Source organism: Bradyrhizobium sp. 191 (genome assembly GCF_023100985.1).
GTDB lineage: Bacteria > Pseudomonadota > Alphaproteobacteria > Rhizobiales > Xanthobacteraceae > Bradyrhizobium > Bradyrhizobium diversitatis.
Genome location: NZ_CP064692.1, coordinates 7,369,026 through 7,394,335 on the forward strand (window position 1 = coordinate 7,369,026; position 25,310 = coordinate 7,394,335).

The 25,310-nt window shown below is 65.1% G+C and carries 20 protein-coding genes and 1 pseudogene; 14 read left to right on the top strand and 7 right to left on the bottom strand.

What is annotated here, in order from left to right; genetic code table 11:
• The first annotated feature begins 9 nt into the window (after positions 1 to 9).
• Genes IVB23_RS34490 through IVB23_RS34500 form a run of 3 tightly spaced genes read left to right on the top strand, consistent with a single transcriptional unit; the run spans position 10 to position 4,395 of the window.
• Positions 10 to 1,644 carry a hypothetical protein gene (locus IVB23_RS34490; RefSeq protein ID WP_247805011.1) on the top strand — a complete coding sequence of 545 codons (1,635 nt, stop codon included), beginning with the start codon at positions 10 to 12 and terminating at the stop codon, positions 1,642 to 1,644.
• Between the two features lies 1 nt (position 1,645).
• Positions 1,646 to 2,899: a hypothetical protein gene (locus tag IVB23_RS34495; RefSeq protein WP_247801489.1), complete on the top strand. Its 1,254-nt coding sequence runs from the start codon at positions 1,646 to 1,648 to the stop codon at positions 2,897 to 2,899.
• Positions 2,896 to 4,395, top strand: coding sequence for an aspartate aminotransferase family protein (locus IVB23_RS34500; protein WP_061883080.1), 1,500 nt, complete (start codon positions 2,896 to 2,898; stop codon positions 4,393 to 4,395). Before IVB23_RS34495 ends, IVB23_RS34500 begins: the two co-directional genes overlap by 4 nt.
• 88 nt (positions 4,396 to 4,483) lie before the next feature.
• On the opposite strand, the gene flbT is transcribed toward IVB23_RS34500, so the two are convergent.
• A complete protein-coding gene (gene flbT / locus IVB23_RS34505) occupies positions 4,484 to 4,924 on the bottom strand; it encodes a flagellar biosynthesis repressor FlbT (protein WP_061883079.1) in 441 nt (146 codons plus the stop codon).
• 321 nt (positions 4,925 to 5,245) lie between these two features.
• On the opposite strand from flbT, the gene IVB23_RS34510 reads away from it, so the two are divergent.
• From IVB23_RS34510 to flaF, 5 genes are all read left to right on the top strand, one after another.
• Positions 5,246 to 7,516 carry a DUF1522 domain-containing protein gene (locus tag IVB23_RS34510; RefSeq protein WP_247801490.1) on the top strand — a complete coding sequence of 757 codons (2,271 nt, stop codon included), beginning with the start codon at positions 5,246 to 5,248 and terminating at the stop codon, positions 7,514 to 7,516.
• Positions 7,517 to 7,873: 357 nt separating this feature from the next.
• A complete protein-coding gene (locus IVB23_RS34515) occupies positions 7,874 to 10,144 on the top strand; it encodes a DUF1522 domain-containing protein (protein ID WP_247801491.1) in 2,271 nt (756 codons plus the stop codon).
• Between the two features lie 324 nt (positions 10,145 to 10,468).
• Positions 10,469 to 12,739, top strand: coding sequence for a DUF1522 domain-containing protein (locus tag IVB23_RS34520; RefSeq protein ID WP_061883040.1), 2,271 nt, complete (start codon positions 10,469 to 10,471; stop codon positions 12,737 to 12,739).
• Positions 12,740 to 12,958: 219 nt separating this feature from the next.
• Complete coding sequence (locus tag IVB23_RS34525) at positions 12,959 to 15,247, top strand: DUF1522 domain-containing protein (protein ID WP_061883039.1); 2,289 nt, start codon at positions 12,959 to 12,961, stop codon at positions 15,245 to 15,247.
• Between the two features lie 294 nt (positions 15,248 to 15,541).
• The gene (gene flaF, locus IVB23_RS34530; RefSeq protein WP_028181463.1) at positions 15,542 to 15,910 is read left to right on the top strand and encodes a flagellar biosynthesis regulator FlaF; all 369 of its coding nucleotides are present in this window, start codon (positions 15,542 to 15,544) and stop codon (positions 15,908 to 15,910) included.
• Between the two features lie 151 nt (positions 15,911 to 16,061).
• On the opposite strand, the gene IVB23_RS34535 is transcribed toward flaF, so the two are convergent.
• The 4 genes from IVB23_RS34535 to IVB23_RS34550 form a co-directional block, all read right to left on the bottom strand.
• The gene (locus IVB23_RS34535) at positions 16,062 to 16,421 is read right to left on the bottom strand and encodes a hypothetical protein (RefSeq protein WP_028181462.1); all 360 of its coding nucleotides are present in this window, start codon (positions 16,419 to 16,421) and stop codon (positions 16,062 to 16,064) included.
• A 157-nt stretch (positions 16,422 to 16,578) separates the two neighbouring features.
• Positions 16,579 to 17,076, bottom strand: a complete 498-nt coding sequence (locus IVB23_RS34540; RefSeq protein ID WP_247801492.1) for a hypothetical protein — start codon at positions 17,074 to 17,076, stop codon at positions 16,579 to 16,581.
• A gap of 11 nt (positions 17,077 to 17,087) precedes the next feature.
• Complete coding sequence (gene flgJ / locus IVB23_RS34545) at positions 17,088 to 17,456, bottom strand: flagellar assembly peptidoglycan hydrolase FlgJ (RefSeq protein WP_247801493.1); 369 nt, start codon at positions 17,454 to 17,456, stop codon at positions 17,088 to 17,090.
• Positions 17,456 to 18,580, bottom strand: coding sequence for a flagellar basal body P-ring protein FlgI (locus tag IVB23_RS34550; RefSeq protein ID WP_028181459.1), 1,125 nt, complete (start codon positions 18,578 to 18,580; stop codon positions 17,456 to 17,458). The genes flgJ and IVB23_RS34550 overlap by 1 nt, the downstream gene beginning before the upstream one ends.
• A gap of 282 nt (positions 18,581 to 18,862) precedes the next feature.
• Between IVB23_RS34550 and IVB23_RS34555 the strand changes: the two genes are divergently transcribed.
• Entirely contained in the window at positions 18,863 to 19,276 is a 414-nt protein-coding gene (locus tag IVB23_RS34555) for a flagellar assembly protein FliX (protein WP_061883035.1), read from the top strand.
• A 3-nt stretch (positions 19,277 to 19,279) separates the two neighbouring features.
• Here IVB23_RS34555 and IVB23_RS34560 read toward each other — a convergent pair whose 3' ends face one another.
• A complete protein-coding gene (locus IVB23_RS34560) occupies positions 19,280 to 19,651 on the bottom strand; it encodes a helix-turn-helix domain-containing protein (RefSeq protein WP_061883034.1) in 372 nt (123 codons plus the stop codon).
• Positions 19,652 to 19,816: 165 nt separating this feature from the next.
• On the opposite strand from IVB23_RS34560, the gene IVB23_RS34565 reads away from it, so the two are divergent.
• Both IVB23_RS34565 and dksA read left to right on the top strand, forming a co-directional pair.
• Complete coding sequence (locus IVB23_RS34565) at positions 19,817 to 20,428, top strand: NAD(P)-dependent oxidoreductase (RefSeq protein WP_247801494.1); 612 nt, start codon at positions 19,817 to 19,819, stop codon at positions 20,426 to 20,428.
• A gap of 218 nt (positions 20,429 to 20,646) precedes the next feature.
• Positions 20,647 to 21,012 carry an RNA polymerase-binding protein DksA gene (gene dksA, locus IVB23_RS34570; RefSeq protein WP_085966600.1) on the top strand — a complete coding sequence of 122 codons (366 nt, stop codon included), beginning with the start codon at positions 20,647 to 20,649 and terminating at the stop codon, positions 21,010 to 21,012.
• A gap of 281 nt (positions 21,013 to 21,293) precedes the next feature.
• On the opposite strand, the pseudogene IVB23_RS34575 reads toward dksA, so the two are convergent.
• Positions 21,294 to 21,693 (bottom strand): annotated as a pseudogene (locus IVB23_RS34575) (helix-turn-helix domain-containing protein).
• A gap of 96 nt (positions 21,694 to 21,789) precedes the next feature.
• Here IVB23_RS34575 and IVB23_RS34580 point away from each other — a divergent pair.
• From IVB23_RS34580 to IVB23_RS34590, 3 genes are all read left to right on the top strand, one after another.
• Positions 21,790 to 22,818 carry an aldehyde reductase gene (locus IVB23_RS34580; RefSeq protein WP_247801495.1) on the top strand — a complete coding sequence of 343 codons (1,029 nt, stop codon included), beginning with the start codon at positions 21,790 to 21,792 and terminating at the stop codon, positions 22,816 to 22,818.
• Between the two features lie 78 nt (positions 22,819 to 22,896).
• The gene (locus IVB23_RS34585) at positions 22,897 to 23,676 is read left to right on the top strand and encodes a fumarylacetoacetate hydrolase family protein (RefSeq protein WP_061883031.1); all 780 of its coding nucleotides are present in this window, start codon (positions 22,897 to 22,899) and stop codon (positions 23,674 to 23,676) included.
• A 277-nt stretch (positions 23,677 to 23,953) separates the two neighbouring features.
• Positions 23,954 to 25,225 carry an IS110 family transposase gene (locus IVB23_RS34590; protein WP_247799878.1) on the top strand — a complete coding sequence of 424 codons (1,272 nt, stop codon included), beginning with the start codon at positions 23,954 to 23,956 and terminating at the stop codon, positions 25,223 to 25,225.
• Positions 25,226 to 25,310: the final 85 nt, after the last annotated feature.

The window sequence follows — 25,310 nt, forward strand, 5'->3', positions numbered from 1 at the left end:
GCTGCCGGGATGAGCGGCGGCGCATCCCGTTTGTCAGAACCGGAGCACGCGTCCGATGGTGGTTCGCGCTATCGCCTGCGCGATCTCTTCACGCCGCTCGACACGCTGCTCGTCTCCGGCGGAGATCCGCGGCTCGCGCTCGATCCGGCGGACCGCGTCAACGCCTATGGCTGCGCGGCCTCGCCGGAGCCGGAAATCTGGAATTTCGCCTCCTCGACCGCATCGACGATCTCGCAAGGCGCCTATGACCGTGCCGCGCTGGCCCGCGAAGAGCTGATGCACAAGTGTCTGTTCGACGAGGTCGAGGTCGCTTTCGACGCAATTTGCGAGAACATGCGCGACGAGCTGCGCCGCCATCTCCAGCTCTCGCCGCGTGTCGACGTGGTGTTCTCGCCGTCCGGCACGGACTCCCAGCTCCATGCCCTGCTCCTGGCGCGGACAATCCTCGGCGCGCGGCCGGTGACGATCGTGGTCGGCGCCGACCAGACCGGAAGCGGGACGATCCATACTGCCCGCGGACACCATTTCAGCTCCATGACGTCGAGCGGCGTTGCGGTTCGCAAGGACGGAGCGGTTGCCGGGCTCGCCGGCGCCAGCCTTGCGTTGCCACTGCGCGAGGCCGCACCGGGGATCGCGATGCGCGCGGACGCCGATGCCGCGGTGCTGCATGCGGTCGAGGCTGCGATTGCGCAAGGCGCGCCCGTGCTGCTCCAGATCATGGACTCCTCGAAGCTCGGATGGCGTGCGCCGAGCGCGGCCTGCCTCGACGAGATCGCGCGGCGCTGGCCGCGCGAGGTCCAAATCGTCGTCGATGCCTGCCAGGCCCGGCTCGGCCGCCGCCGGCTGCGCTCCTATCTCGACCGCGGCTATATGGTGCTGATCACCGGCTCGAAATTCTTCGGCGGGCCTGCCTTCAGCGGTGCGCTGCTGGTGCCGAAGGGCCTTTCGCGCTCGCTCGACCGGGGTGAGGGGATCGCACCTGGAATCTTCGACTACACCGGCCGCTGCGATTGGCCGGTGGCCTGGACGGCGCTGCGTTCGCGCTTCGAGCGCCGCCCGAATTTCGGTCAATGGCTGCGCTGGGAGGCGGCGCTCGCCGAGATCGGCAGCTATTACGCCGTGCCCGCGGTGTCCCGCGCCGAGATCCTCGCCGAGCTCGCCGCCGGCATGGACAGCATGATCGCGTTGTCGCCGTCGCTTCGCTCTGTTCCAGCTCCAACCGCGATCAACACGGCCGACGCCGACGACGAGGAATTCGCGCAAGCCACGATCTTTCCGTTCACGCTGCTGCGCGACGGCAAGCCGGTTTCGATCGCCGAGACCTGGGCCGTTCACCGTGCGCTGGCGCGTGACATGAGCGAAGAGATGAGCGGCAGCACGGCGGACCGAGAGATCGCCGCGCAGCGTTGCCTGGTCGGCCAGCCGGTCCGGCTGGAGCGGGAGGATGAGACGCCGCAGGCCGTGCTTCGCCTCTGCGTCGGCGCACGGCTCGTGACCGAAGCCTGGTCGCCGGACATGGTGAAGGCGCGACGCAATGTGCAGCACGTTCTCGACCGCATCGCCCATGTCCTGGTGAAGATCGAGCTGCTGCTCGGCCGTGGTGCAGCCGCGACCGTGCCGGTCAAGTCCGCATTCGAGGTGTGAAATGCAGCATTCAGTTTCTGCGCCGATCGGCTTGACTGCGGCGAACTATGCCGACCGCATCGGCTTTGCGCAGCTGACGCGCCAGGCGTTCGAAGGCGTCGATCTTCATCCGTTGCGCGACCAGCTCGTGGCGCGGATCGCGGCGGGGATCGCGTTGGCGGGCGAAGGGCTGGATCTCTCCTTGATCACCCAGCTTCTGGGCGACAAGGATCAGGGGCTTGCGATCCAGTCTGAAGTGCTGACCTTCCATCAACTCTTCCGTACGCCCAGTGCGGCTCCGCAGCCCGGCTTGCGCGTGCTCGCGCTTGCGGCCGACATCGACATGGGCGGCAACACGCCGATCGATTTCCTGCTCGAAGGCTCCGACATCGAGCTGCTGACACTCTATGTGGTCAAGGGCGTCGGTCTGCCGGAAACCTTGCCCGAGCACGACGTCGCCATCGTGATCGCGTCCGATTCCGAGGAATGCCGCGAGGCGCTCGCGCTGATCGAAAAGGCCGCGCCGCACTGGCCGCGGCCGTTGCTCAATCCGCCTGATCGCATCGGCAATCTCGATCGCGACAAGCTGTATCGGCTGCTGGCTGGTGTGCCGGGCCTGGACATTCCCGCGACCATCCACGCGACGCGCGCGCAATTGTCCGATCTCGCCCAGGACCGGATCGCCTGTGAGGACATCGCGGGCGAATTGCACTTTCCGATCATCGCGCGGCCGCGCGGCTCGCATGCCGGCGTCGGCCTCGCGAAGCTCGACGATGCGGCGGCGCTTGCGGCCTATCTCGCCGAACGCAAAGAGCAGGATTTCTTCGTCGCACGCTTCGTCGACTATGTGAGCTCCGACGGGCTCTACCGCAAATATCGCCTCGCCATGATCGACGGCAAGCCTTACGCCTGCCACATGGCGATCGCCGACCGCTGGGACATCTGGTATCTCAACGCCTACATGGCATTCAGCGAGGAGAAGCGGGCAGAGGAAGCCGTCTTCATGCGCGACTTCGACAGCGACTTCGCAGAGCGCCACAGGAGCGCGCTCGACGAGATGAGCCGGCGCGTCGGCCTCGATTATTTCATCGTCGATTGCGCCGAGAACGAGAGGCGTGAGCTTCTGGTGTTCGAGGCCGACAACACCGCCGTCGTGCACAACATGGATTCGCCAGCCGTGTTTCCTTACAAGCCGCCGCAGATGCGCAAGATCTTTGCCGCGTTCACGGCGATGCTGTCGCGGCACGCAAGGACGGGCGAAGGGAGCGCAGCATGAACGAGATCATCCGCAACACGCAAAGCGCCGTCACGAGCACCTCGCTCGATCCGCAGGACTGGAGCGAGTTTCGCGCGCTCGCCCATCGCATGCTGGACGAGACGATCGACGGCATCGCCAACGTTCGGGCGCGGCCCGTCTGGCAGCCGATCCCCGAAGACGTCCGTACGGCATTCAGGGCCGACCTGCCGCGCGAGGCGAGCGACCTCGCCGAGGTCTATCGCGAATTCGCCGAGCATGTCGCCCCCTATGCGACCGGCAACGTCCATCCCGGCTTCATGGGCTGGGTGCATGGCGGCGGCACCGCGGTCGGCATGCTCGCGGAAATGCTTGCGGCAGGCCTCAACGCCAATCTCGGCGGGCGCGACCACATGCCGATCGAGGTCGAGCGCCAGATCGTCGACTGGATGCGCCGCCTGTTCGCCTTCCCCGACGGCGCGAGCGGCATCTTCGTCACGGGTACGTCGATGGCCAATCTGATGGCGGTGCTGGTGGCGCGCACGAGTGTGCTCGGCACGCTGGCGCGGCAGCACGGCATCGGCAATGACGGTGCGCTGCTCACGGCCTACACCTCGCGGGCGGCGCATGGCTGCGTCTCCAGGGCGATGGATATTGCCGGGCTCGGCACCGATGCGCTGCGCAGGATCGATGTCGATGCCGATCATCGCATCGACGTCGCCGCGCTGCGCGCGCAGATTGCTGTTGATCGCGAGGTCGGCTTCAAGCCTTTCCTGGTGGTCGCGTCCGCCGGCACGGTCGACATCGGCGCGATCGACGACCTCAGGGCGATCGCGGAGCTGTGCCGCGAGGAAGGAATCTGGTTTCACGTCGACGGCGCTTTCGGTGCGCTCGCCATCCTGTCGCCCGAGCTTGCGCCGCTGCTCGGCGGCATCGAGCTCGCAGATTCGATCGCGCTCGACTTCCACAAATGGGGACAGGTGCCGTACGATGCCGGTTTCCTGCTGGTGCGCGACGGCGAGCGGCATCGGCAGGCCTTTGCGCAGCCGGCGGCCTACCTGCGCCGCGAGGCGAGGGGGCTTGCGGCGGGCGCGGTCTGGCCCTGCGATCTCGGCCCCGATCTGTCGCGTGGCTTCCGTGCGCTGAAGACGTGGTTCACGCTGAAGACGTTCGGCACCGATCGGCTTGGTGCGGTGATCACGCGAAGCTGCGCGCTGGCGAAATATCTGGAGGCGCGCGTGTTGGCCGAACCTCGGCTGGAATTGCTGGCGCCGGTCAATCTTAACATCGTCTGCTTCCGCTACCGTGCCGATGATGCGGTCAATCGCGAGATCGTCGCCGACGTCCAGGAGTCCGGCATCGCGGCGCCGTCGAGCACGACGCTGGACGGCAGGCTCGCGATCCGCGCCGCGATCGTCAATCACCGCACCGAGGAAGCGGACGTCGATGCGCTGCTCGCGGCCGTGCTGGAGTTCGGCGAACGGCGGAGCCGTGGCGGACTGATCGAGGTCGAGGCGCCGCCGCTCGCGGCGCAGTAGCATCGATGCGCGCCTGAAACGACGACGGCACCCGGAGGCGATCCGGGGCCGTCGTCGTTCGCAGCTTGGGCGAAGCGAAAGCGTGTGGTCAGGCGGCTGAACTCACGTCGGCCTTGTCCGCTTCGACCTTGGGATGCGCTGCCGCGTACTGATCCCGCAGCTTCTCTTCATAGGCAATCAGCTTGCGGGCGTCCTTCAGCGCCCGGTAGAGGTCGCCATTCAGGATGTTGTTGTTGATGCCTTCGATGATCGGCCAGGAGCTCGGCACCGCAGTGACGATGTCGCGCACCAGGTTGAAATAGGTGCCGTGCTGGGTCTGCGGATCCGGTGAGATGTACATGAGCTGGACCGCGAGATAGACGAGCTTGGCAGGCGTATTGGCGGTCTCCGGCGTGAGGATGTCGCGCTCGCGCAGGATCGGCACGTTGTCGCCGTCGATCAGGAGGCGGGCGCGCTGGTCCGTGTTGGTAATCACGCAGTTACCGACGATGATGCGTTCGTGCGGTCTGAGCTCGACCTTGAGGGCCATGCCTGTTCTCCATCAACGCTTTCGTAACCGAGCGTTCGTTGCGGCTCATCAAGGCCCGATTCTCGCCCGGAATTAGTTAACGAGCTGTAAATCTCCGGCATTCGCGAGAAAAAGCTCAATCTTCCCAACGTCATGTCTGTGCGGCGGTGTGGCGATGTGCGCGGCTTCGGCGCCCCGAATCACGCGCGACCCGGCAAAAGCGCGGGTTTCATTTCATGCTTCGTTAGAAGTCTCGGCGCCACGGTCCGCCGGTCGCTGGGTCAATCTCGATCCAAGCAGACGCGTAACAGTAGCGTCGTTTACCAGAAAGGTAACAGAGTCATGTCCGGTATCGTCCTCTCCGCATCGGTTCGTCAGAACCTGCTCTCCCTCCAGTCCACCGCTGACCTCCTCGCCACCACGCAGAATCGTCTGTCGACCGGCAAGAGCGTCAACTCGGCGCTGGACAATCCCACCAACTTCTTCACCGCCCAGTCGCTCGACAACCGCGCCAGCGACATCAACAACCTGCTCGACGGCATCGCCAACGGCGTGCAGGTGCTGCAGGCTGCCAACACCGGCATCACCTCGCTGCAGAAGCTGATCGACAGCGCCAAGTCGATCGCCAACCAGGCGCTGCAGACCACCGTCGGCTACTCCACCAAGTCCAACGTCTCGACCACGGTCGCGGGCGCGACTGCGGCGGATCTGCGCGGCACGACTTCGTATGCCAGCAACACGGCGCTCAGCAGCGTGCTGTACAGCGGCGCTCCCGGCGGCACGACCGCTGCGACGGGCACGACCACTCTCGGTGCGACCCAGGGCACGTTCTCGAACACGGTTGCCGCGAACGCCGCCGACGGCACCACCGCCGTGACGGGCACGATGACCCTGATCGGCACCACCGCCGCCACCAAGATCGGCACGGCTCCCGCCGACGGCGACACGCTGACGGTGAACGGCAAGACCATTACCTTCCGCGCCGGCTCTGCTCCCTTGGCGGCCGCGGTCCCGACCGGCTCGGGTGTCAGCGGCAATCTCGTGACCGACGGCAGCGGCAACACCACCGTCTATCTCGGCACCGCCGCCACCCCGGCTGCGACCGTCAACGAGGTGCTGACGGCGATCGACCTCGCCAGCGGCGTGCAGACCTCGACGATCACCAACGGTGCTGCGACGATCGGTGCCGCCTCCGGTGCGACGCCGTCGTCGATAGCCGCCGGCATCGTGACGCTGAAGAGCTCGGCGGGTGCGGACGTGTCCGTGACCGGCAAGGCCGATCTGCTCAAGGCGTTTGGCCTGACCACCGCAACGGGTGGCGGCAACGCCACGGCGACGGCGACCCGTACGACCAGCTCGGGCTCGCTGGGCGCTCTGATCACGGACGGTTCGACGCTGAACGTCGACGGCAAGGTCATCACCTTCAAGAACGCGCCGGTCCCGGGCTCGACCAACGCCCCGGCGATTCCGACCGGCTTCGGCAAGAGCGGCAACGTGATCACCGACGGCAACGGCAACTCGACAGTCTATCTGCAGGCCGGCAACGTTTCCGACGTGCTCAACGCGATCGACCTTGCCACCGGCGTGCAGACCGCCACCATTGCCGCCAACGGTGCCGCGACGCTTGCGGCCGCCTCGGGCCAGATCGCCTCGTCGATCAACGCCTCCGGCCAGCTCAAGCTCTCGACCGGCATCAATGCCGACCTGTCGATCACCGGTACCGGCAATGCGCTGAATGCGCTGGGCCTCGCCGGCAACACCGGCACCGCCACGGCGTTCTCGGCGGCGCGTACCTCCGGCATCGGCGGCATCAGCGGCAAGACCCTGACCTTCACCTCCTTCAACGGCGGTACGGCGGTCGACGTCACCTTCGGCGACGGCACCAACGGGACGGTCAAGACGCTCGACCAGCTCAACTCGAAGCTTCAGGCCAACAACCTGTCCGCGACGATCGACGCCAACGGCCTGCTGACGATCTCGACCACCAACGACTACGCGTCCTCGACGCTCGGCTCGAGTGCCGCGGGTGGTGCGATCGGCGGCACGCTGACCTCGTCGCTCACCTTCTCGACGGCTTCCACCCCCGTCCAGGACGTCGTCGCGCAGACGGCTCGTGCGAACCTGGTATCTCAGTACAACAACATCCTGAACCAGATCGACACGACCGCGCAGGACTCCTCGTTCAACGGCGTCAACCTCTTGAACGGCGATCAGCTCAAGCTGGTGTTCGACGAGACCGGCAAGTCGAACCTGAGCATCACCGGCGTGACCTACAACTCCAAGGGTCTGGGCCTTGCTGCGCTGACCAGCGGTGTCGACTTCATCGACAACGCGGCCACCAACAAGGTGCTGACCAATTTGAACGCTGCGTCGAGCACGCTGCGCTCGGAAGCCTCGAGCCTCGGTTCGAACCTCTCGGTGGTGCAGGTGCGTCAGGACTTCAACAAGAGCCTGATCAACGTGCTGCAGACCGGTTCGGCCAATCTGACCCTGGCCGACACCAACGTCGAGGCGGCCAACAGCCAGGCGCTCTCGACCCGCCAGTCGATCGCGGTCTCCGCGCTGTCGCTGGCCAACCAGTCGCAGCAGAGCGTGCTCCAGCTGCTCCGCTAAGTCGCGGCCAACATCGCAAGCAGGATCCGGCGGCGGGGCTTCGGCCCCGCCGCTTTGTTTTTGCATCGGCATCTGAGTGCCGCTCGCCAAGACGGGACGGTGCATCTGGAGGCAGCAATTGCGTACTCTAAGTTATGGTTGACGAGTGGCAAATGCCTTCCCATTGGGCAAGAAAGCGTCGTCTTATCAGGGCGATATGCGCGAGCTCGATCGAGCGAGACACTGCCATATGGTGAATCCGCGCAAGGACTGGCGCGACACGCTTCATGCTTTGTTAGCCCTCAACGTTCACCGTCCCGCACATCGATTAATCCTAATCGAAGTTTGTTGCGTTGCGTACCAGAAGGGTAACACTCAATGTCCGGTATCGTTCTTTCCGCATCGGTTCGTCAGAACCTGCTCTCCCTCCAGTCCACCGCTGACCTTCTCGCCACCACGCAGAGCCGTCTGTCGACCGGCAAGAGCGTCAACTCGGCGCTGGACAATCCCACCAACTTCTTCACCGCCCAGTCGCTCGACAACCGCGCCAGCGACATCAACAACCTGCTCGACGGCATCGCCAACGGCGTGCAGGTGCTGCAGGCTGCCAACACCGGCATCACCTCGCTGCAGAAGCTGATCGACAGCGCCAAGTCGATCGCCAACCAGGCGCTGCAGACCACCGTCGGCTACTCCACCAAGTCCAACGTCTCGACCACGGTCGCGGGCGCGACTGCGGCGGATCTGCGCGGCACGACTTCGTATGCCAGCAACACGGCGCTCAGCAGCGTGCTGTACAGCGGCGCTCCCGGCGGCACGACCGCTGCGACGGGCACGACCACTCTCGGTGCGACCCAGGGCACGTTCTCGAACACGGTTGCCGCGAACGCCGCCGACGGCACCACCGCCGTGACGGGCACGATGACCCTGATCGGCACCACCGCCGCCACCAAGATCGGCACGGCTCCCGCCGACGGCGACACGCTGACGGTGAACGGCAAGACCATTACCTTCCGCGCCGGCTCTGCTCCCTTGGCGGCCGCGGTCCCGACCGGCTCGGGTGTCAGCGGCAATCTCGTGACCGACGGCAGCGGCAACACCACCGTCTATCTCGGCACCGCCGCCACCCCGGCTGCGACCGTCAACGAGGTGCTGACGGCGATCGACCTCGCCAGCGGCGTGCAGACCTCGACGATCACCAACGGTGCTGCGACGATCGGTGCCGCCTCCGGTGCGACGCCGTCGTCGATAGCCGCCGGCATCGTGACGCTGAAGAGCTCGGCGGGTGCGGACGTGTCCGTGACCGGCAAGGCCGATCTGCTCAAGGCGTTTGGCCTGACCACCGCAACGGGTGGCGGCAACGCCACGGCGACGGCGACCCGTACGACCAGCTCGGGCTCGCTGGGCGCTCTGATCACGGACGGTTCGACGCTGAACGTCGACGGCAAGGTCATCACCTTCAAGAACGCGCCGGTCCCGGGCTCGACCAACGCCCCGGCGATTCCGACCGGCTTCGGCAAGAGCGGCAACGTGATCACCGACGGCAACGGCAACTCGACAGTCTATCTGCAGGCCGGCAACGTTTCCGACGTGCTCAACGCGATCGACCTTGCCACCGGCGTGCAGACCGCCACCATTGCCGCCAACGGTGCCGCGACGCTTGCGGCCGCCTCGGGCCAGATCGCCTCGTCGATCAACGCCTCCGGCCAGCTCAAGCTCTCGACCGGCATCAATGCCGACCTGTCGATCACCGGCACCGGCAACGCGCTGAATGCGCTTGGCCTCGCCGGCAACACCGGCACCGCCAGCGCATTCTCGGCGGCCCGCACCTCCGGCATCGGCGGCATCAGCGGCAAAACCCTGACCTTCACCTCCTTCAACGGCGGCACCGCGGTTGACGTCACCTTCGGCGACGGCACCAACGGGACGGTCAAGACGCTCGACCAGCTCAACTCGAAGCTTCAGGCCAACAACCTGTCCGCGACGATCGACGCCAACGGCCTGCTGACGATCTCGACCACCAACGACTACGCGTCCTCGACCATCGGGTCGAGCACCGCGGGTGGTGCGATCGGCGGCACGCTGACCTCGTCGCTCACCTTCTCGACGGCTTCCACCCCCGTCCAGGACGTCGTCGCGCAGACCTCGCGTGCCAATCTGGTCAACCAGTACAACAACATCCTCCAGCAGATCGACTCGACCGCGCAGGACTCCTCGTTCAATGGCGTCAACCTCTTGAACGGCGATCAGCTCAAGCTGGTGTTCGACGAGACCGCCAAGTCGAGCCTGAGCATCACCGGCGTGACCTACAACTCCAAGGGTCTGGGCCTTGCTGCGCTGACCAGCGGTGTCGACTTCATCGACAACGCGGCCACCAACAAGGTGCTGACCAATTTGAACGCGGCGTCGAGCACGCTGCGCTCGGAAGCCTCCGCGCTGGGCTCGAACCTGACCATCGTGCAGGTGCGTCAGGACTTCAACAAGAACCTGATCAACGTGCTGCAGACCGGTTCGTCCAACCTGACGTTGGCCGACACCAACGTCGAGGCGGCCAACAGCCAGGCATTGTCGACCCGTCAGTCGATCGCGGTCTCCGCGCTGTCGCTGGCCAACCAGTCGCAGCAGAGCGTGCTCCAGCTGCTCCGCTAAGTCGCGGCCAACATCGCAAGCAGGATCCGGCGGCGGGGCTTCGGCCCCGCCGCTTTTTCATATGTCATGCGACCTTTCGAGAAACCAGGAGACGCTCTGAAAAGTAACCAGCGGTTATGGTTAATGGAGCGTAAGCGCAGAGAAACGCCAATTATTTCAGACGGATTGTCGATGCCATCCGCGCCTTCCGGCAGCTTATGGTGAACCGCCGCTTATGCCGGCGAGACGCGTTTCACCCTTTGTTAGCCATGTCCGCGCAGGCTGTGCCCGTCACTCGATCCGAAGCGATCGAACGAAGACGCGTAAGCCAGAAGGGTAAGAGTCATGTCCGGTATTGTTCTCTCTGCGTCGGTTCGTCAGAACCTGCTCTCTCTCCAGTCCACCGCCGACCTCCTCGCCACCACACAGAACCGTCTGTCGACCGGCAAGAGCGTCAACTCGGCGCTGGACAATCCCACCAACTTCTTCACCGCCCAGTCGCTCGACAATCGCGCCAGCGACATCAACAATCTGCTCGACGGCATCGCCAACGGCGTGCAGGTGCTGCAGGCCGCCAACACCGGCCTGACCTCGCTGCAGAAGCTGATCGACTCGGCCAAGTCGATCGCCAACCAGGCGCTGCAGACCACGGTCGGCTACTCCACCAAGTCCAACGTCTCCACCACGATCGCGGGCGCAACCGCCGCCGACCTGCGCGGCACGACCTCCTATGCCAGCGCGACCGCCTACAGCAACGTGCTGTATAACGGCACGGCGGGCGGCGTTACCGCGGCCGTCGCAACCACTACCCTCGGCGCGGCGCAAGGTACGTTCTCGAATACGGTTGCCGTGAACGCTGCCGACGGCACCACCGCCGTGACAGGCACGATGACCCTGATCGGCACCACCGCGGCCACGAAGATCGGCTCGGCTCCCGCCGACGGCGACACGCTGACGGTGAACGGCAAGACCATCACCTTCCGCGCCGGCTCGGCTCCCTTGGCAGCCGCCGTCCCGGCCGGCTCGGGCCTCAGCGGCAACCTCGTGACCGACGGCAGCGGCAACACCACCGTCTATCTCGGCACAGCCGCCACCCCGGCCGCGACCGTCAACGACCTGCTGACCGCGATCGACCTCGCCAGCGGCGTGAACACCTCGGTCATCGCAAGCGGGTTGGCGACGATCGCGAACAGCGCGGGCCAGACGCCCTCCTCGATCGCCGCAGGTGTCGTGGCGCTGAAGAGTTCGACGGGTGCGGATCTGTCGTTGACCGGCAAGGCCGACCTGCTCAAGGCGCTGGGCCTCTCCGGCGCAACGGGCGGCGGCAATGCGTCGCTGAGCGTCAACCGGACCACGACCGCGAGCTCGCTGGGATCGCTGATTTCCGATGGCGCATCCCTGAATGTCGACGGCCACGTCATTACCTTCAAGAACGCGCCGGTTCCGGGCTCAGCAGGTGCGCCGGCCATTCCAGCCGGGTTCGGCAAGAGCGGGAACGTGATCACCGACGGCAACGGCAACTCGACGGTCTACCTCCAGGCCGGCACTGTCGCCGACGTGCTCAACGCGATCGACCTTGCCACCGGCGTGCAGACCGCGTCGATTGCGGCCAACGGCGCGGCGACGCTGAATACCGCAACCGGCCAGAGCAAGTCGTCGATCAACACCAGCGGCCAGCTCCAGCTCTCGACCGGCATCAACGCCGACCTGTCGATCACCGGCACCGGCAACGCGCTGGCGGTGTTTGGGCTTTCGGGTAACACCGGCAACGCGACGGCGTTCTCGGCGGCGCGCACCTCCGGCATCGGCGGCATCAGCGGCAAGAGCCTGACATTCACCTCCTTCAACGGCGGCACCGCGGTCGACGTCACCTTCGGCGACGGCACCAACGGCACGGTCAAGACGCTCGACCAGCTCAACTCGAAGCTTCAGGCCAACAACCTGTCCGCGACGATCGACGCCAACGGCCTGCTGACGATCACGGCGTCCAATGACTACGCCTCCTCGACGCTCGGCTCGACTGCAGCGGGCGGTGCGATCGGCGGCACGCTGACCTCGGCGCTGACCTTCTCGACGGCTTCCACGCCCGTCCAGGATGCGGTCGCACAGACGGCCCGTGCGAACCTGGTATCTCAGTACAACAACATCCTGAACCAGATCGACACGACGGCGCAGGACTCCTCGTTCAACGGGGTCAACCTGCTCAACGGCGACCAGCTCAAGCTGGTGTTCGACGAGACCGGCAAGTCGAGCCTGAACATCACCGGCGTGACCTACAACTCGAAGGGTCTCGGCCTCGCCGCGCTGACCGTCGGCGTCGACTTCATCGACAACGCCGCCGCCAACAGGGTGCTGACCAATCTGAATGCCGCCTCGAGCACGTTGCGCTCGGAAGCCTCGAGCCTCGGTTCGAACCTCTCGGTGGTGCAGATCCGTCAGGACTTCAACAAGAACCTGATCAACGTGCTGCAGACCGGCTCGTCCAACCTGACCCTGGCCGACACCAACGTCGAGGCGGCGAACAGCCAGGCGCTGTCGACCCGCCAGTCGATCGCGGTCTCCGCGCTGTCGCTGGCCAACCAGTCGCAGCAGAGCGTGCTCCAGCTGCTTCGCTAGTAAGCAACTGAAATACGAGGTAAAAATCGAGCGGCGGGGCCATTTGCCCCGCCGCTCTCTTTGCATTTGGAGGCGGGCAGGGGCCTTCACCCGCCATTAACCCTATCCCTTAAACCGGCGTTAACCATACTTTAAAGGACACCTCCTAAAACTGGACAAAAGCCCCGCTTTGCAGACCGCGCGGCCGATTCGTATCCGGTTCAAGAGGAAGACTCGCCAATGTCCAACATCGTTCTCTCGGCGTCCGTTCGCCAGAACCTGTTGTCGCTGCAGTCGACGGCCGACTTGCTGGCCACGACGCAGGAGCGGTTGTCGACCGGCAAAAAGGTCAATACGGCGCTCGACAATCCCACCAACTTCTTCACGGCGCAGGGCTTGGACAACCGGGCGAGCGACATCAGCAACCTGCTCGACGGCATCAACAACGGCGTGCAGGTGCTCCAGGCCGCCAACACCGGCATCACCTCGCTGCAAAAGCTGATCGACAGCGCGAAATCGATCGCCAACCAGGCGCTGCAGACCACCGTCGGCTATTCCACCAAGTCGAACGTTTCGACGACCATTCCCGGCGCGACACCGGCCGATCTGCGCGGCACGACGTCCTATGCAAGCGCAACCGCCAACAGCAACGTGCTCTACACCGGCGCTCCCGGTGGCGTGACGCCGGTGACGGCCGCCGCCGCCCTCGGTGCATCGCTCGGCTCGACGGCGGGCACGTTGACCGGCGTTGCCGCAACCATGGCCGACGGCACCACTGCCCTGACCGGCAGCGCGACGCTGATCGGAACCACGGCGGCGAGCACCCTCGGCTCGTCGCCGGCCGATGGAGATTCGATCACCGTCAACGGCAAGACCATTACCTTCCGGACCGGCGCGGCGCCCGCGACGCAGCCGACCGGCTGGGGCCTGGATGCCAGCGGCCACATCGCCACCGACGGCAACGGCAACTCGATCGTCTACATGGGGACGGCCGCCGCGCCCACCGGCACCGTCAACGACCTGTTGAGCGCGATCGATCTGGCCAGCGGCGTCAAGAGCGCGACGATCAGCGCCGGCGCCGCGACCATCTCGGTCAGCGGCTCGGCCGGTCCTGTCGGCACGCTGCAGGTGGCATCCTCCATCACGGGCGGCCAGGTCACGCTGAAGAGCTCGACCGGCGCCGATCTGAGCGTGACCGGAAAGGCCGACTTCCTCAAGGCGCTCGGCCTGACGTCCGCAACCGGCGCCGGCAATGCCAACGTCACCGCGGCCCGGTCGACCACCGCAGGTTCGCTCGGCACCCTGGTTCAGGACGGCTCGACGCTGAACATCGACGGCCACACCATCACCTTCAAGAACGCGCAGACGCCGCAATCGGCGGCCAGCGTCACCTCGGGTGGCGTCAGCGGCAACATCGTCACGGACGGCAACGGCAACTCGACCGTCTATATCCAGAGCGCGACGCTGACCGACCTGCTCAACGCCGTCGACCTCGCGACCGGCGTCAAGACGGCCAGCATCTTCAACGGCGCGGCGACGCTGTCGACCACGGCGGGCCAGATCCCGTCGTCGGTCAACAGCAGCGGTCAGCTTGCGCTTTCCACCGGCGTCAACGCCGATCTCTCGATCACCGGCACCGGCAATGCCCTCAGTGCATTCGGTCTCAGCGGCAATACGGGAACGGCAACCGCCTTCACTGCGGCCCGCACGTCCGGCGTCGGCGGCATCAGCGGCAAGACGCTGACCTTCACCTCGTTCAACGGCGGCACCCCGGTGAACGTCACTTTCGGCGACGGCACCAACGGCACCGTCAAGACGCTGGACCAGCTCAACGCGCAGCTGCAGGCCAACCACCTGACGGCGACGATCGATGCCAACGGCGTGCTCACGGTGACCACCGTCAACGAATACGCCTCGTCGACGCTCGGTTCGACCCTCGCGGGCGGCGCAGTCGGCGGCACCATCACCGGCGTTCTGGCCTTCACCACCGCGCAGCCGCCGGTCCAGGATCCGGTGGCGCAGACCGCGCGCTCCAACCTGGTCAACCAGTTCAACAACATCCTGGCCCAGATCGACACGACGTCGCAGGACTCCTCCTTCAACGGCGTCAACCTGCTCAACGGCGACACGCTGAAGCTCGTCTTCAACGAGACCGGCAGCTCCACGCTGAGTATCAACGGCGTGGTGTTCAATGCGGCGGGCCTCGGTCTCAGCAATCTCGTCAACGGCGTCGACTTCATCGACAACGGCGCCACCAACAAGGTGCTGGCCAGCCTGAATGCAGCCTCGAGCACGCTGCGCTCGGAAGGCTCCACCCTCGGTTCGAACCTGTCGATCGTGCAGGTGCGTCAGGACTTCTCCAAGAACCTGATCAACGTGCTGCAGACCGGCTCGTCCAACCTGACGCTCGCCGACACCAATGAGGAAGCGGCGAACAGCCAGGCGCTTTCGACACGCCAGTCGATCGCGGTCTCCGCGCTGTCGCTGGCCAACCAGTCGCAACAGAGCGTGCTGCAGCTGCTCCGCTAAGTTCGCGGCGCAAGTTCGCTACTCGAGATTTCGCGGCGGAGCTAACGCTCCGCCGTTCTTTTAAGGGAGATCGCTAAGACAAGATTAGCTGAGATCGATGCGCATCACGCCGAGCGAGTTTACATCGTGCGTGCGCGCATCTAGCGTTGCGCCGACGAAGAGCTCCGTGCCCCGTAATTGTCCGGAGTGCTTCCAAGCACAACACGTAAGCAAATCTTAAGCGGTGCTGCCTAGGGTTGGGAAAGAAATCCTTAAGCGCGTAGAACGCGTTAGGTAACGTCCAGGGTGTGATTGATGTCGAATTCCGCTGCCTCGGCTTATGCGCGTGTTGCAACGACCACCGCATCTCCTCGGGACATCGAGGCGCAGACCCTGCTCAAGGCCGCCAACAAGCTCCAGGACGCGGTGAACAACGCCGATCCGCTCAGCGAGCAGACCATGCAGGCCCTGATGTTCAACCGCAAGCTCTGGACCATCTTCCTGAGCGAGGCGATGCGTGACACCAATCCGCAGCCGATCGACGTCCGGCAGAAGATCGCCAACATCAGCGTGTTCGTGCTGAGCCAGACGGCCGCGCTGCAGATGAGCCCGCAGTTCGATCATTTCCGCCCGCTGATCGAGATCAACCGCAACATCGCTGCAGGCCTGTCCGGACGGCCGTGACGGAGAGCGGTCGTGGTCGAGCATTTGCCGACCGCGGACCAAGTCGATGCTGACGGAAGCCGGCGCTGGGGCGGATCAATGACATCGCCACCGAACTTGCGGCGGACTCGACTGGTGTCGATCCGCCGTCGTGACGGTCGACACCTGGTCGTCAGGCGCTGACGTCCGTGCTGAGCGGACGCGAGGGCTCGGACTGCATATCCAGCGCATGGAAATAGGCGCGCCGGCGCAGCATCGCCTCGTCGGGGAACTGGGTCACCACAGCGTCGGTCTTGGCGTTGACGACCTGGAAGACGAAGGACGCGGCCGCCTGGTCGAACACGACCTGGCGCGAGACGTTCTCGTGGTTTGGCAGATCATTGCGCACAGGCGCGCCCGTATCGCTCGCGGCGACCGTCTGGCTCACCGGAAGATCCGTTTGCACGGCCTCGTTCGCCGCCACGTTGGACGTCGGTACGATCTGCGCGGGTGCCGGGATCCCCACCGGCCTGATGCTGAAATCTGTACTCATGGCAGCCTCCTGGTTGCCTTACTTGAGTCAAATCCCAACCCCTCTAATAGCGCAACCATGGAACACCAGGTTTGAAGACCTGGTAAGGAAACGTGACTAATCGCGCGACGCCATCGCCGCGCAATATTTCGTAAAAATGTCGCTTGTTCCTGCGCGCTCAGAGCGAGCGGCTGACCGCGAGCGGAGTGATGTGGCGCGGTCCCGGCGCGGCGCGGCGTCCCGCGGCCGTATAGGTGTTCGGCACGTTGCGCTTCTGGATCTCGGCGTTGACGCCGCGCACGACGCTCTCGGAGACAGCGTGCGCGGTCGCGAGCACGGTGAGATTGACCTGGAGCATCGCGCGAAACGCATCGTGGTGGCGATGCAGCGTCGAGAGCAACTCCGGCGCGGATTTCGCGAGCTGGGCCTGGTTCGCCTTCAGCTGGCTGACGGCGCCGACGTAATTGCGCGACAGCTCCTGCTTCTTGCTCTCGAGCGTCATCGCCTCGCGGACCTTGCCGGCGCGAACGAGCTCGGTCTCCCGCTCGATCAGTCCGAGCAATGCGCTCATTGCGTCCATCAGGCCTTCGGCGAGCTTGCGCGCCTCGGTGCTGCCGGGCGCGGCGTTCGGACTCTGGGCTTGCATCGGCTGACGTGAGGCGTGGAAATGGTTCATTTCGTTTGACCTTATGCCGTGCGGATCGTTTTCGCCTGCTGCATGATCAGGGTGCGGTAGACTTCGGTGGCGACGCCGACGCCGCCGGCCTGGGCGAAGCTCTTGGAATATTGCTCGGTCAGCATCGAGCGCCACACGCCGGTGCCGGTCGTATCGCCGAACGGACCTTCGCCCTTCAGGCCCGAGGTCATCTGCGAGAACATGCTGTTGAGGAACATCGCCTCGAAATCGGTGGCGGTCTTCTGCGCCTTGGCTTGCTGCTGCGGTGAGACTTTCTGCAGCGCGGCGGCGAGCTCGAAGTCCGGCCGGCCGTTGCGGCTCTCCACCGAGAACGCCGAAGCGGTGGTGGCGCGCGGGGTGTTGATGGAGCCTGCCTGCATCACATCACCTCGATGTCGGCTTCGATCGCGCCGGCGGCCTTGATCGCCTGGAGGATGCTGATCATGTCGCGGGGACCGATGCCGAGGCCGTTGAGGCCGTCGACGAGCTGCTGGAGCGAGACGCCGTCCTTGACGACGGCCAGCTTCTTGCCGTCCTCGGTGACGGTGACGCTGCTGCGCGGCGCGACCACGGTGCGGCCGCGCGACAGCGGGTTGGGTTGGCTGACCTGCGGGCTCTCGGAGATGGTGACGGTGAGGTTGCCCTGCGCCACAGCGACTGTGGCGACGCGGACGTCGCGGCCCATCACGATGATGCCGCTCCGTTCGTCGATGATGATCTTGGCGGCGAGATCGGGATCGACCTGGAGCTGCTCGATCTCGGTGAGGAAAGCGACGACGTTGCCCTTGAACTCCGGCGGGACCGACAGCTGCACCGTCGAGGGGTCGATCGGCTCGGCGGTCTTGACGCCGAGATAGTCGTTGACCGCAGCCGCAATGCGCTTGGCGGTGGTGAAGTCGGCGTTGCGCAGCGCCAGGCGCACGTTCGGCAGCCGATTGAGCGCGAACTCGATCTCGCGCTCGATGATGGCGCCGTTGGCGATGCGTCCGACGGTCGGAACGCCGCGCACGATCTTGGCCGCCTCGCCCTCGGCCTGGAAGCCGGAGATCGCGAGCGAGCCCTGTGCCACCGCATAGACGTTGCCGTCGGCGCCCAGGAGGGGGGTCACGAGCAGGGTGCCGCCCTGGAGGTTCTTGGCGTCACCGAGCGCGGAGACGGTGACATCCATGCGCGTGCCCTGGGTGGCGAAGGCCGGCAGGTTGCCGGTCACCATCACGGCCGCGACGTTGCCGGTGCGGATGGTGGCGCCGCGGATGTTGACGCCCATGCGCTCGAGCATCGCCTGCAGCGATTGCTTGGTGAAGGGGATGTTGTTGAGCGTGTCGCCGGTGCCGTTGAGGCCGACGACGAGGCCGTAACCGATGAGCTGGTTCTGCCGCACGCCCTCGATGTTGGCGAGATCCTTGATGCGCGATGTCGCGCTTGCAGGCGTGACCGAGAGCGCCAGCGCTGACAGCGCGGCGCAGGCCACCCCAACAATCCTCACCCAACGAACGCCTGGCATCCTCTGCTCCCCAAGGCTCCTAAAGAGGCTCCTCAAATCCGAAGGACCTGCACGACACTCCCATGACGAGCTGGTCCGGCGCTTTCCTTGCGAGCGCTGTGCCAACCCGGGGCTTCGGGATAGATCGCTGAATAGGTTGAATAAATCTGTTTCGACCGGTGTCAGCGGGTGTTGTGCCTGAGGAGCGAAACTGCCGCCTGTCGGCAGATTTTGCCGGGCTGTTTACGGGCCGTTAACCATAAAACGGCGAAGCTCCGGCATCGATCACCCGGATTCCTTCCGATGCGCATCTACGGACCGAACGGAACCACGTTGGGAACGCCGGCCAGCCAGACTAGGCGGACCGGCTCGGGCACCTTCGTGCTGCCCGACACCTCGTCGGCACAGGAGACGCGGAGCGCTGCCGCACCGAAGGCCACCGCCAACATCGACGCGCTGTTGGCATTGCAGGGCGTCGAAGAGGATCCGGTCGAGCGCCGCAAGCGCTCGGTCGCCCGCGGCAGGACGGCGCTCGACGTGCTCGATGATCTGAAGATGGGACTGCTGTCCGGAAACCTCGACGCCTCGACCGTGATGCGTCTGCGTGATGCTGCGGCGAACCTCAAATCCTCGTCGGGCGATGCCGGACTCGATTCCGTGCTCTCGGAGATCGAGTTGCGCGTCGAAGTCGAGCTCGCGAAGGCCGGGCAGGCCTGACGTCTACGCCGCTTCCTCCTTCTGCTGCACATCGTAGCGGCGCTGCGCCGCGAGCACGTCCTTCAGATTGTGCTCGGCCCAATCGCGCAGGTGATCGACCGCCGCGGCCAGCGTCAGCCCGAGTGGCGTGATCGAATATTCCACCGTGACAGGAACGGTTGCGATGGCATGGCGCCTGATCAGGCCGTCGCGCTCGAGCGACTTGAGAACCTGACTCAGCATCTTCTGCGAGATGCCCTCAATCGTGCGCCGCAACTGATTGAAGCGCATCGGCTCCTCCCGCAGGAGCAAGAGGATCAGCACCGCCCATTTGTCGCCGACGCGATCGAGGATTTGGCGGGTAGGGCAGTTCGCTGCGTAAACGTCGGGTTTCATCGTCGGCCTCATTCCGCCGCTGGCGGTGCGCGCGTCAGCTGTACGTGATCGGTTGCGTCCAGGTTACCGTTGCGTAATCAGGTAAGCACAAAGTGCTCTCTTAACACCAGCATCCTTTGCGATATCTAGTCACTGATAGTTACTATAGCAGCAAAGGAGCCTTCCATGAAAATCGCAGTCGCCGGCGCCTCGGGCCGAGCCGGGTCGGAGATCACCAGGGAACTGTCCCGCCGCGGCCACGCCGTCACAGCCATCGCCCGGAACCCCGAGAAGATCGCAGCCCTGCCCAACGTCACGCCAACCAAGGGGGATGTGCTCGACCAGGCCGGCCTCGCCAGGCTGTGGACCGGGTACGACGTCGCCGTGAGTTCTGTGCACTTCCTGGCCAGTGACCCGCTCAAGCTGATCGGTGCGGCGAAGGACTCCAAGGTCGGTCGTTACCTCGTCGTCGGCGGTGCCGGCAGCCTTGAGGTCGCCCCAGGCGTGAAGCTGGTCACAACGCCCAATTTTCCTACCCAATACAAGGCTGAGGCGGAGGCGGGCTCGGCCTTCCTCGACCTGCTGCAGCAGGAAAAGGACCTGAATTGGACCTTCATCTCGCCGTCGGCTTTGTTCGTCGAGGGGGAACGCACGGGCAAGTTCCGGCTTGGGAGCGACCAGCTTCTCGCAGATGCGAACGGAAAGAGCTGGATCACCTTCGCCGACTACGCCATCGCGCTCGCCGACGAGATCGAACGGCCCGCCCATCTGAGGCAGCGCTTCACGGTCGGCTATTGAGCCGCCAGCCGCCCCCCGGGTCCCTCCAGGATAAACCTTCCTGTGCAAGGGCTTGGGGGCGGCACCGGGGCGATGAGGGGAAATATTGTCTGTCACAGGAGGCCGCTATATAACGCCCCGCTCGACGGACCCCGTTCCGTATGCGAGTCGTTGCTTAGACAGATAGGCCTCCCTTGGAAAAGTTGAAAAACTACCGACCGACCGACAAAGAGCCTTTCATGAACGACCGGCAGAAGGAGTACTTCCGTTTGAAGCTCCTCGCCTGGAAGGATGAGATCCTCAAAGAGTCCAAGCTCACCCTGCAGGCTTTGCAGGAGGAGAACGTGAACCACCCCGATCTTGCCGATCGGGCATCGTCCGAGACCGACCGTGCCATCGAACTCCGCGCCCGCGATCGCCAGCGCAAGTTGATCGCCAAGATCGACGCCGCGCTCCAGCGCATCGAGGACAACACCTACGGCTATTGCGAGGAAACCGGCGAGCCGATCTCGTTGAAGCGGCTCGAAGCCCGGCCCATCGCAACGCTCTCGGTGGAAGCGCAGGAGCGCCACGAGAAACGCGAGAAGGTCTATCGCGACGAATAGAGCCCGAGCCGCCAAGTGCGGCTCTTTGTTTTTGGGACGCAAGGTGCCGCTTGGCGCCGTGATCCGCATTTTGTCTGCCGCTTGCAGCCGCGCGGCAACGCGCGAAGCGTGATCGCGAAAAGTGAATCACGATCAATGGGCTAGACTCGATTCCTCCGAGCTCACGTGAGTTCGGATGAGAAACAGCCTTCACTTCAGGTGGGGCAGGTTTTGCGAGTCGCATCAACGACATCGGCTCGAATGGTGAGACGCTGATCCAGCTGCATCAAGCATCGCTGCAATCAGGTCTGCCGCGACGCCAGGAGGCGCGCGTCCCCATAAAGCCTGGACCAGCTCAATATTTCCTTAAATGCCGGCAAGAGGCCCTAAGCCGCATCCGTCAGCTCGTACGCAACCCTCAAGGGTTTCTCCGCGAGGACGATGCGCGATACGAGGCCATCCTGCTCGAGCTCGCGAAGCTGCGTGGTCAGCATGTGCTGGGTGATCCCGCCGATCGATCGTCGCAAGGCACCGAAGCGAACCGCACCGTTCATCAGCGTCAACAGGATCTCCAGTTTCCACTTGCCGCCGAGCGCGTGGATAGCGCGCTTGAAGTCGCCGAGCAGGGCAGGATCCGGGCTGCAATCGCAGCCGTCGTCGCAGTTGCTGGTTCAGGTTTTCCATACCGGTCTCGAAATCCATTCTACTTGTCCCCTTGGAGATAGTGACCAGATGCGGCCTTGAGCAGGGCCGCGGCGGAACCGATCCGCCGGCCCTCGCATCGAGGGGAATTTGGCAATGAGCACTGTTCTGGTGACCGGCGGGTCGGGCTTCGTCGGCATTCACGTCGTCCTGCAACTTCTGGCCGCGGGCCATGCCGTGCGGACGACGGTACGCCGGCCCGATCGTCGGGACGACGTGCTGGCGATGCTGCGCGAGGGCGGGGCGGCTGCGCCGGAAACCGTGTCCTTCTTCACGGCGGACCTCACGGCAGACGCGGGCTGGCGCGAGGCGATCGACGGGTGCGACTACGTCATGCACGTCGCCTCGCCGCTGTCGACCAGCGTGCCCAAGGACGAGAACGAGATGATCGTCCCGGCCCGCGACGGCACGCTGCGGGTGCTGCGCGCCGCGCGCGAGGCCGGCGTCAGGCGCGTCGTCATCACCTCGTCGCTGGGCGCGATCGGCTACGGCCATCCGCCGCGTGAAAAACCGTTCGACGAGACCGACTGGACCAATCTCGATGGTCCCGACCTGCAGCCCTACATCAAATCCAAGACGCTGGCCGAGCGGGCGGCCTGGGATTTCATCGCGCGCGAGGGCGGCGGCCTCGAACTGTCGGTGGTCAATCCCGCCGGCATTTTTGGTCCCGTGCTGGGGCCGGACTTCTCCGGCTCGATCGAGATCGTCAAATCGCTGCTCGACGGCATCATGCCGGCGGTGCCGCGGGTTTATTTCGGCGTGGTCGACGTGCGCGATGTCGCCGATCTGCATCTGCGTGCGATGACGGCGCCCGAGGCCAGGGGCGAGCGCTTCATCGCGGTCTCCGGTGAAACGATGTCGATCCTCGATATCGCCAAGGTGCTGCGGCGGGAACTCGGGCCGTCGGCACGCCGGGTTCCGCGGTTTCAGGCCCCCGACTGGCTGGTGCGGCTGGCCGCGACCCGGATTCCCCTTTTGCGTGCGGTCGTGCCGATGCTCGGCAGGGTGCGGCATTCCACCAGCGCCAAGGCGAGGTCGCTGCTCGGCTGGGAGCCCCGTTCCAACCACGAGGCGATCCTTGCGACCGCGGAGAGCCTGATCCGGCTCGGCCTGGTCAAGGCGTGAGGTTGCCCCTGGCTTGTCACGCCCCGGCGGGGATGCTGAAGTGTCGCCTTCGAATGCGTAGCGTGGGAGGCGGCGCCGATGGACAGAATACTCCAAGCCGCAAAGGCGATCGCGCTGGCGCGCCGCAACCATGCGCCGCTTGCGGCGCTGGAGCGTCCTCCCGCCGATGAAGCCGAGGGCTATCAGGTGCAGCGCGCCCTGCATGATCTCCTGCTGCCGCACGTCGGCCCGCTCGTCGGCTACAAGATCGGCTGCACCAGCCAGGTGATGCAGGACTATATCGGAATCCCGCACCCCTGCGGCGGCGGCGTGTTCCAGAAGGGCGTCCATGACAGCGGCGCCAAGCTCGCCACCTCCAATTATGTCCGGGTCGGCGTCGAGTGCGAGATCGCGGTGCGGCTCAAGCGGGACCTTGCCGCCGGCGAGGCGCCGTTCACGGCCGAATGGGTCGGCGAGGCCGTCGAGGCCTATCATCCCGCGATCGAGATCGTCGACGACCGCTACGTGAAGTGGGAAACGATGGGCGCGCCGACCTTGATCGCCGACGACTTCTTCGCCGCCGGTTGCGTGCTGGGTCCGTCGGTGCCGCGCTCGTCGGTTCCTGACCTGAAAGCGGTCAAGGGCCGCGCCCTCGTCAACGGCGAGGAGGTGAGCCACGGCACCGGCGCCGACGTGCTCGGCCATCCCCACAACGCGCTCGCCTGGCTCGCCAACCATCTCGCCGCCGAGGGCAAGGGCCTGCATGCGGGGCAGCTCGTGCTGACGGGCAGCTTGGTCAAGACGCTGTGGCTGAAAGCCGGCGACAAGGTGCGGATGGAGCTGGACGGGCTCGGGACGGTGGAGGTGGAGTTTACGTGAGCTCTCGCCACCGTCATTGCGAGTTGGGACCGGCATTGAGGAGCCGACGCGCGCTGGATGAAACTGTCGGAGCGTGGGCAAATGCGGTATTTTGAGAGGCCGTCGGCAAAGAGGTCGATTACTCTCTGGTGCGCGAGAGCCCGGTTGCGAGTTGGACCCGGGTTGCCTGGATAACCCACACTGGCGCGGAGGGGCTGCATGGCCCTCGAGCACGCTTCCTAGCATTCTTTTCTGACAGGCGCCTATGCCGCCGGCGCTAACTGTTGAGGAGAGGAGCATGGATATTTTGTATGAGCGGGTGGCGGGGCTGGATGTACACAGGGACACGGTCGTGGCCTGCGTGCGGATCATGGTCGATGGCAAGGCGCAGCGGGAGTGCCGGACTTTTGCGGCCACGACGGACCCGCTCGTGGAGCTGAGAAGGTGGCTGGAAGAAAGCCGGTGCACGCATGTGGCGGTGGAGGCGACGGGCGTCTACTGGATGCCGGTGTTCCGGATCCTGGGCGAAGGCGCCTTTGAATTGATCGTCGCCAATGCGGCGCATATCAAGAATGTGCCGGGACGCAAGACCGACATGAACGATGCGATGTGGATCGCCGATCTGTTGGCCTGCGGGCTGATCAAAGGCAGCTTCATTCCCGAGGAGAAGGTACAGGAGCTGCGCGCGCTGACGCGAACGCGCAAGCAACTGGTGCGCGAGCAGGCGCGGCACGTGCAGCGGATCGACAAGACGCTGGCGGAAGCCAACATCAAGCTCGGCTCGGTGATCTCCGACATCATGGGCGCGAGCGGCCGGCGGATCATCCAGGCGATGATCGACGGCGTCCGGCAGCCGAACAAGCTGGCCGAGCTTGCCGGCAAGCAGCTCAAGGCGTCGCCGAAGGAGCTTTACGATGCGTTGCACGGGCGCCTGACGGATCACCATCGCTTTCTGCTCGCGCTTCACCTGAAGCAACGCGATGGTCTGGATGAGACGATCCGCAAGCTTGATGTCGAAATCGCTCAGCGGATCGAGGGCATGGAAGCGGAGGCAGGCGGTGGCAAGATCCCCTTTCGCCACTTGATCGGATTGTTGACCACGGTCCCCGGGATCAGCGCGGTGGCAGCGCCGGCAATTTTATCCGAGATCGGCGCCGATATGAGCCGCTTCGAGACTGCCGGCCATCTCGTTGCCTGGGCCGGCCTGTGCCCCGGGCAGAACGAGAGCGCCGGCAAGCGCAAGTCCTCGCGCCTGCGCAAGGGGGCGCCGTGGCTCAAGACGATGCTCGTTCAATGTGCTTGGGCCGCCAAGCGCTCAAAGAACAGTTACTACCGAGCGCAGTTCTTCCGCTTGCAGGCCAGACGCGGACCTCAAAAAGCCATCTGCGCTGTCGCCGCCTCGCTCCTCACCGCCATCTACCACATCCTCAAAAACGGCACCGAGCACCACGACCTCGGCGCCGCCTACTTCGACCGTCGGCCCACCGAGGTCAAGGCAAGCCGCTTGGTCGCGCGCCTCAAAAAGCTCGGCTTCACCGTCCAACTCCAGCACATCGCGGAGGCGGCCTGACCCTAAACAACCAGCAGTTTCTTCCTAGCGCAGCGAAGCCATTCAGACTGCCGCCGCGAAAAGATTCTGGATTGCGTCGCTTCGC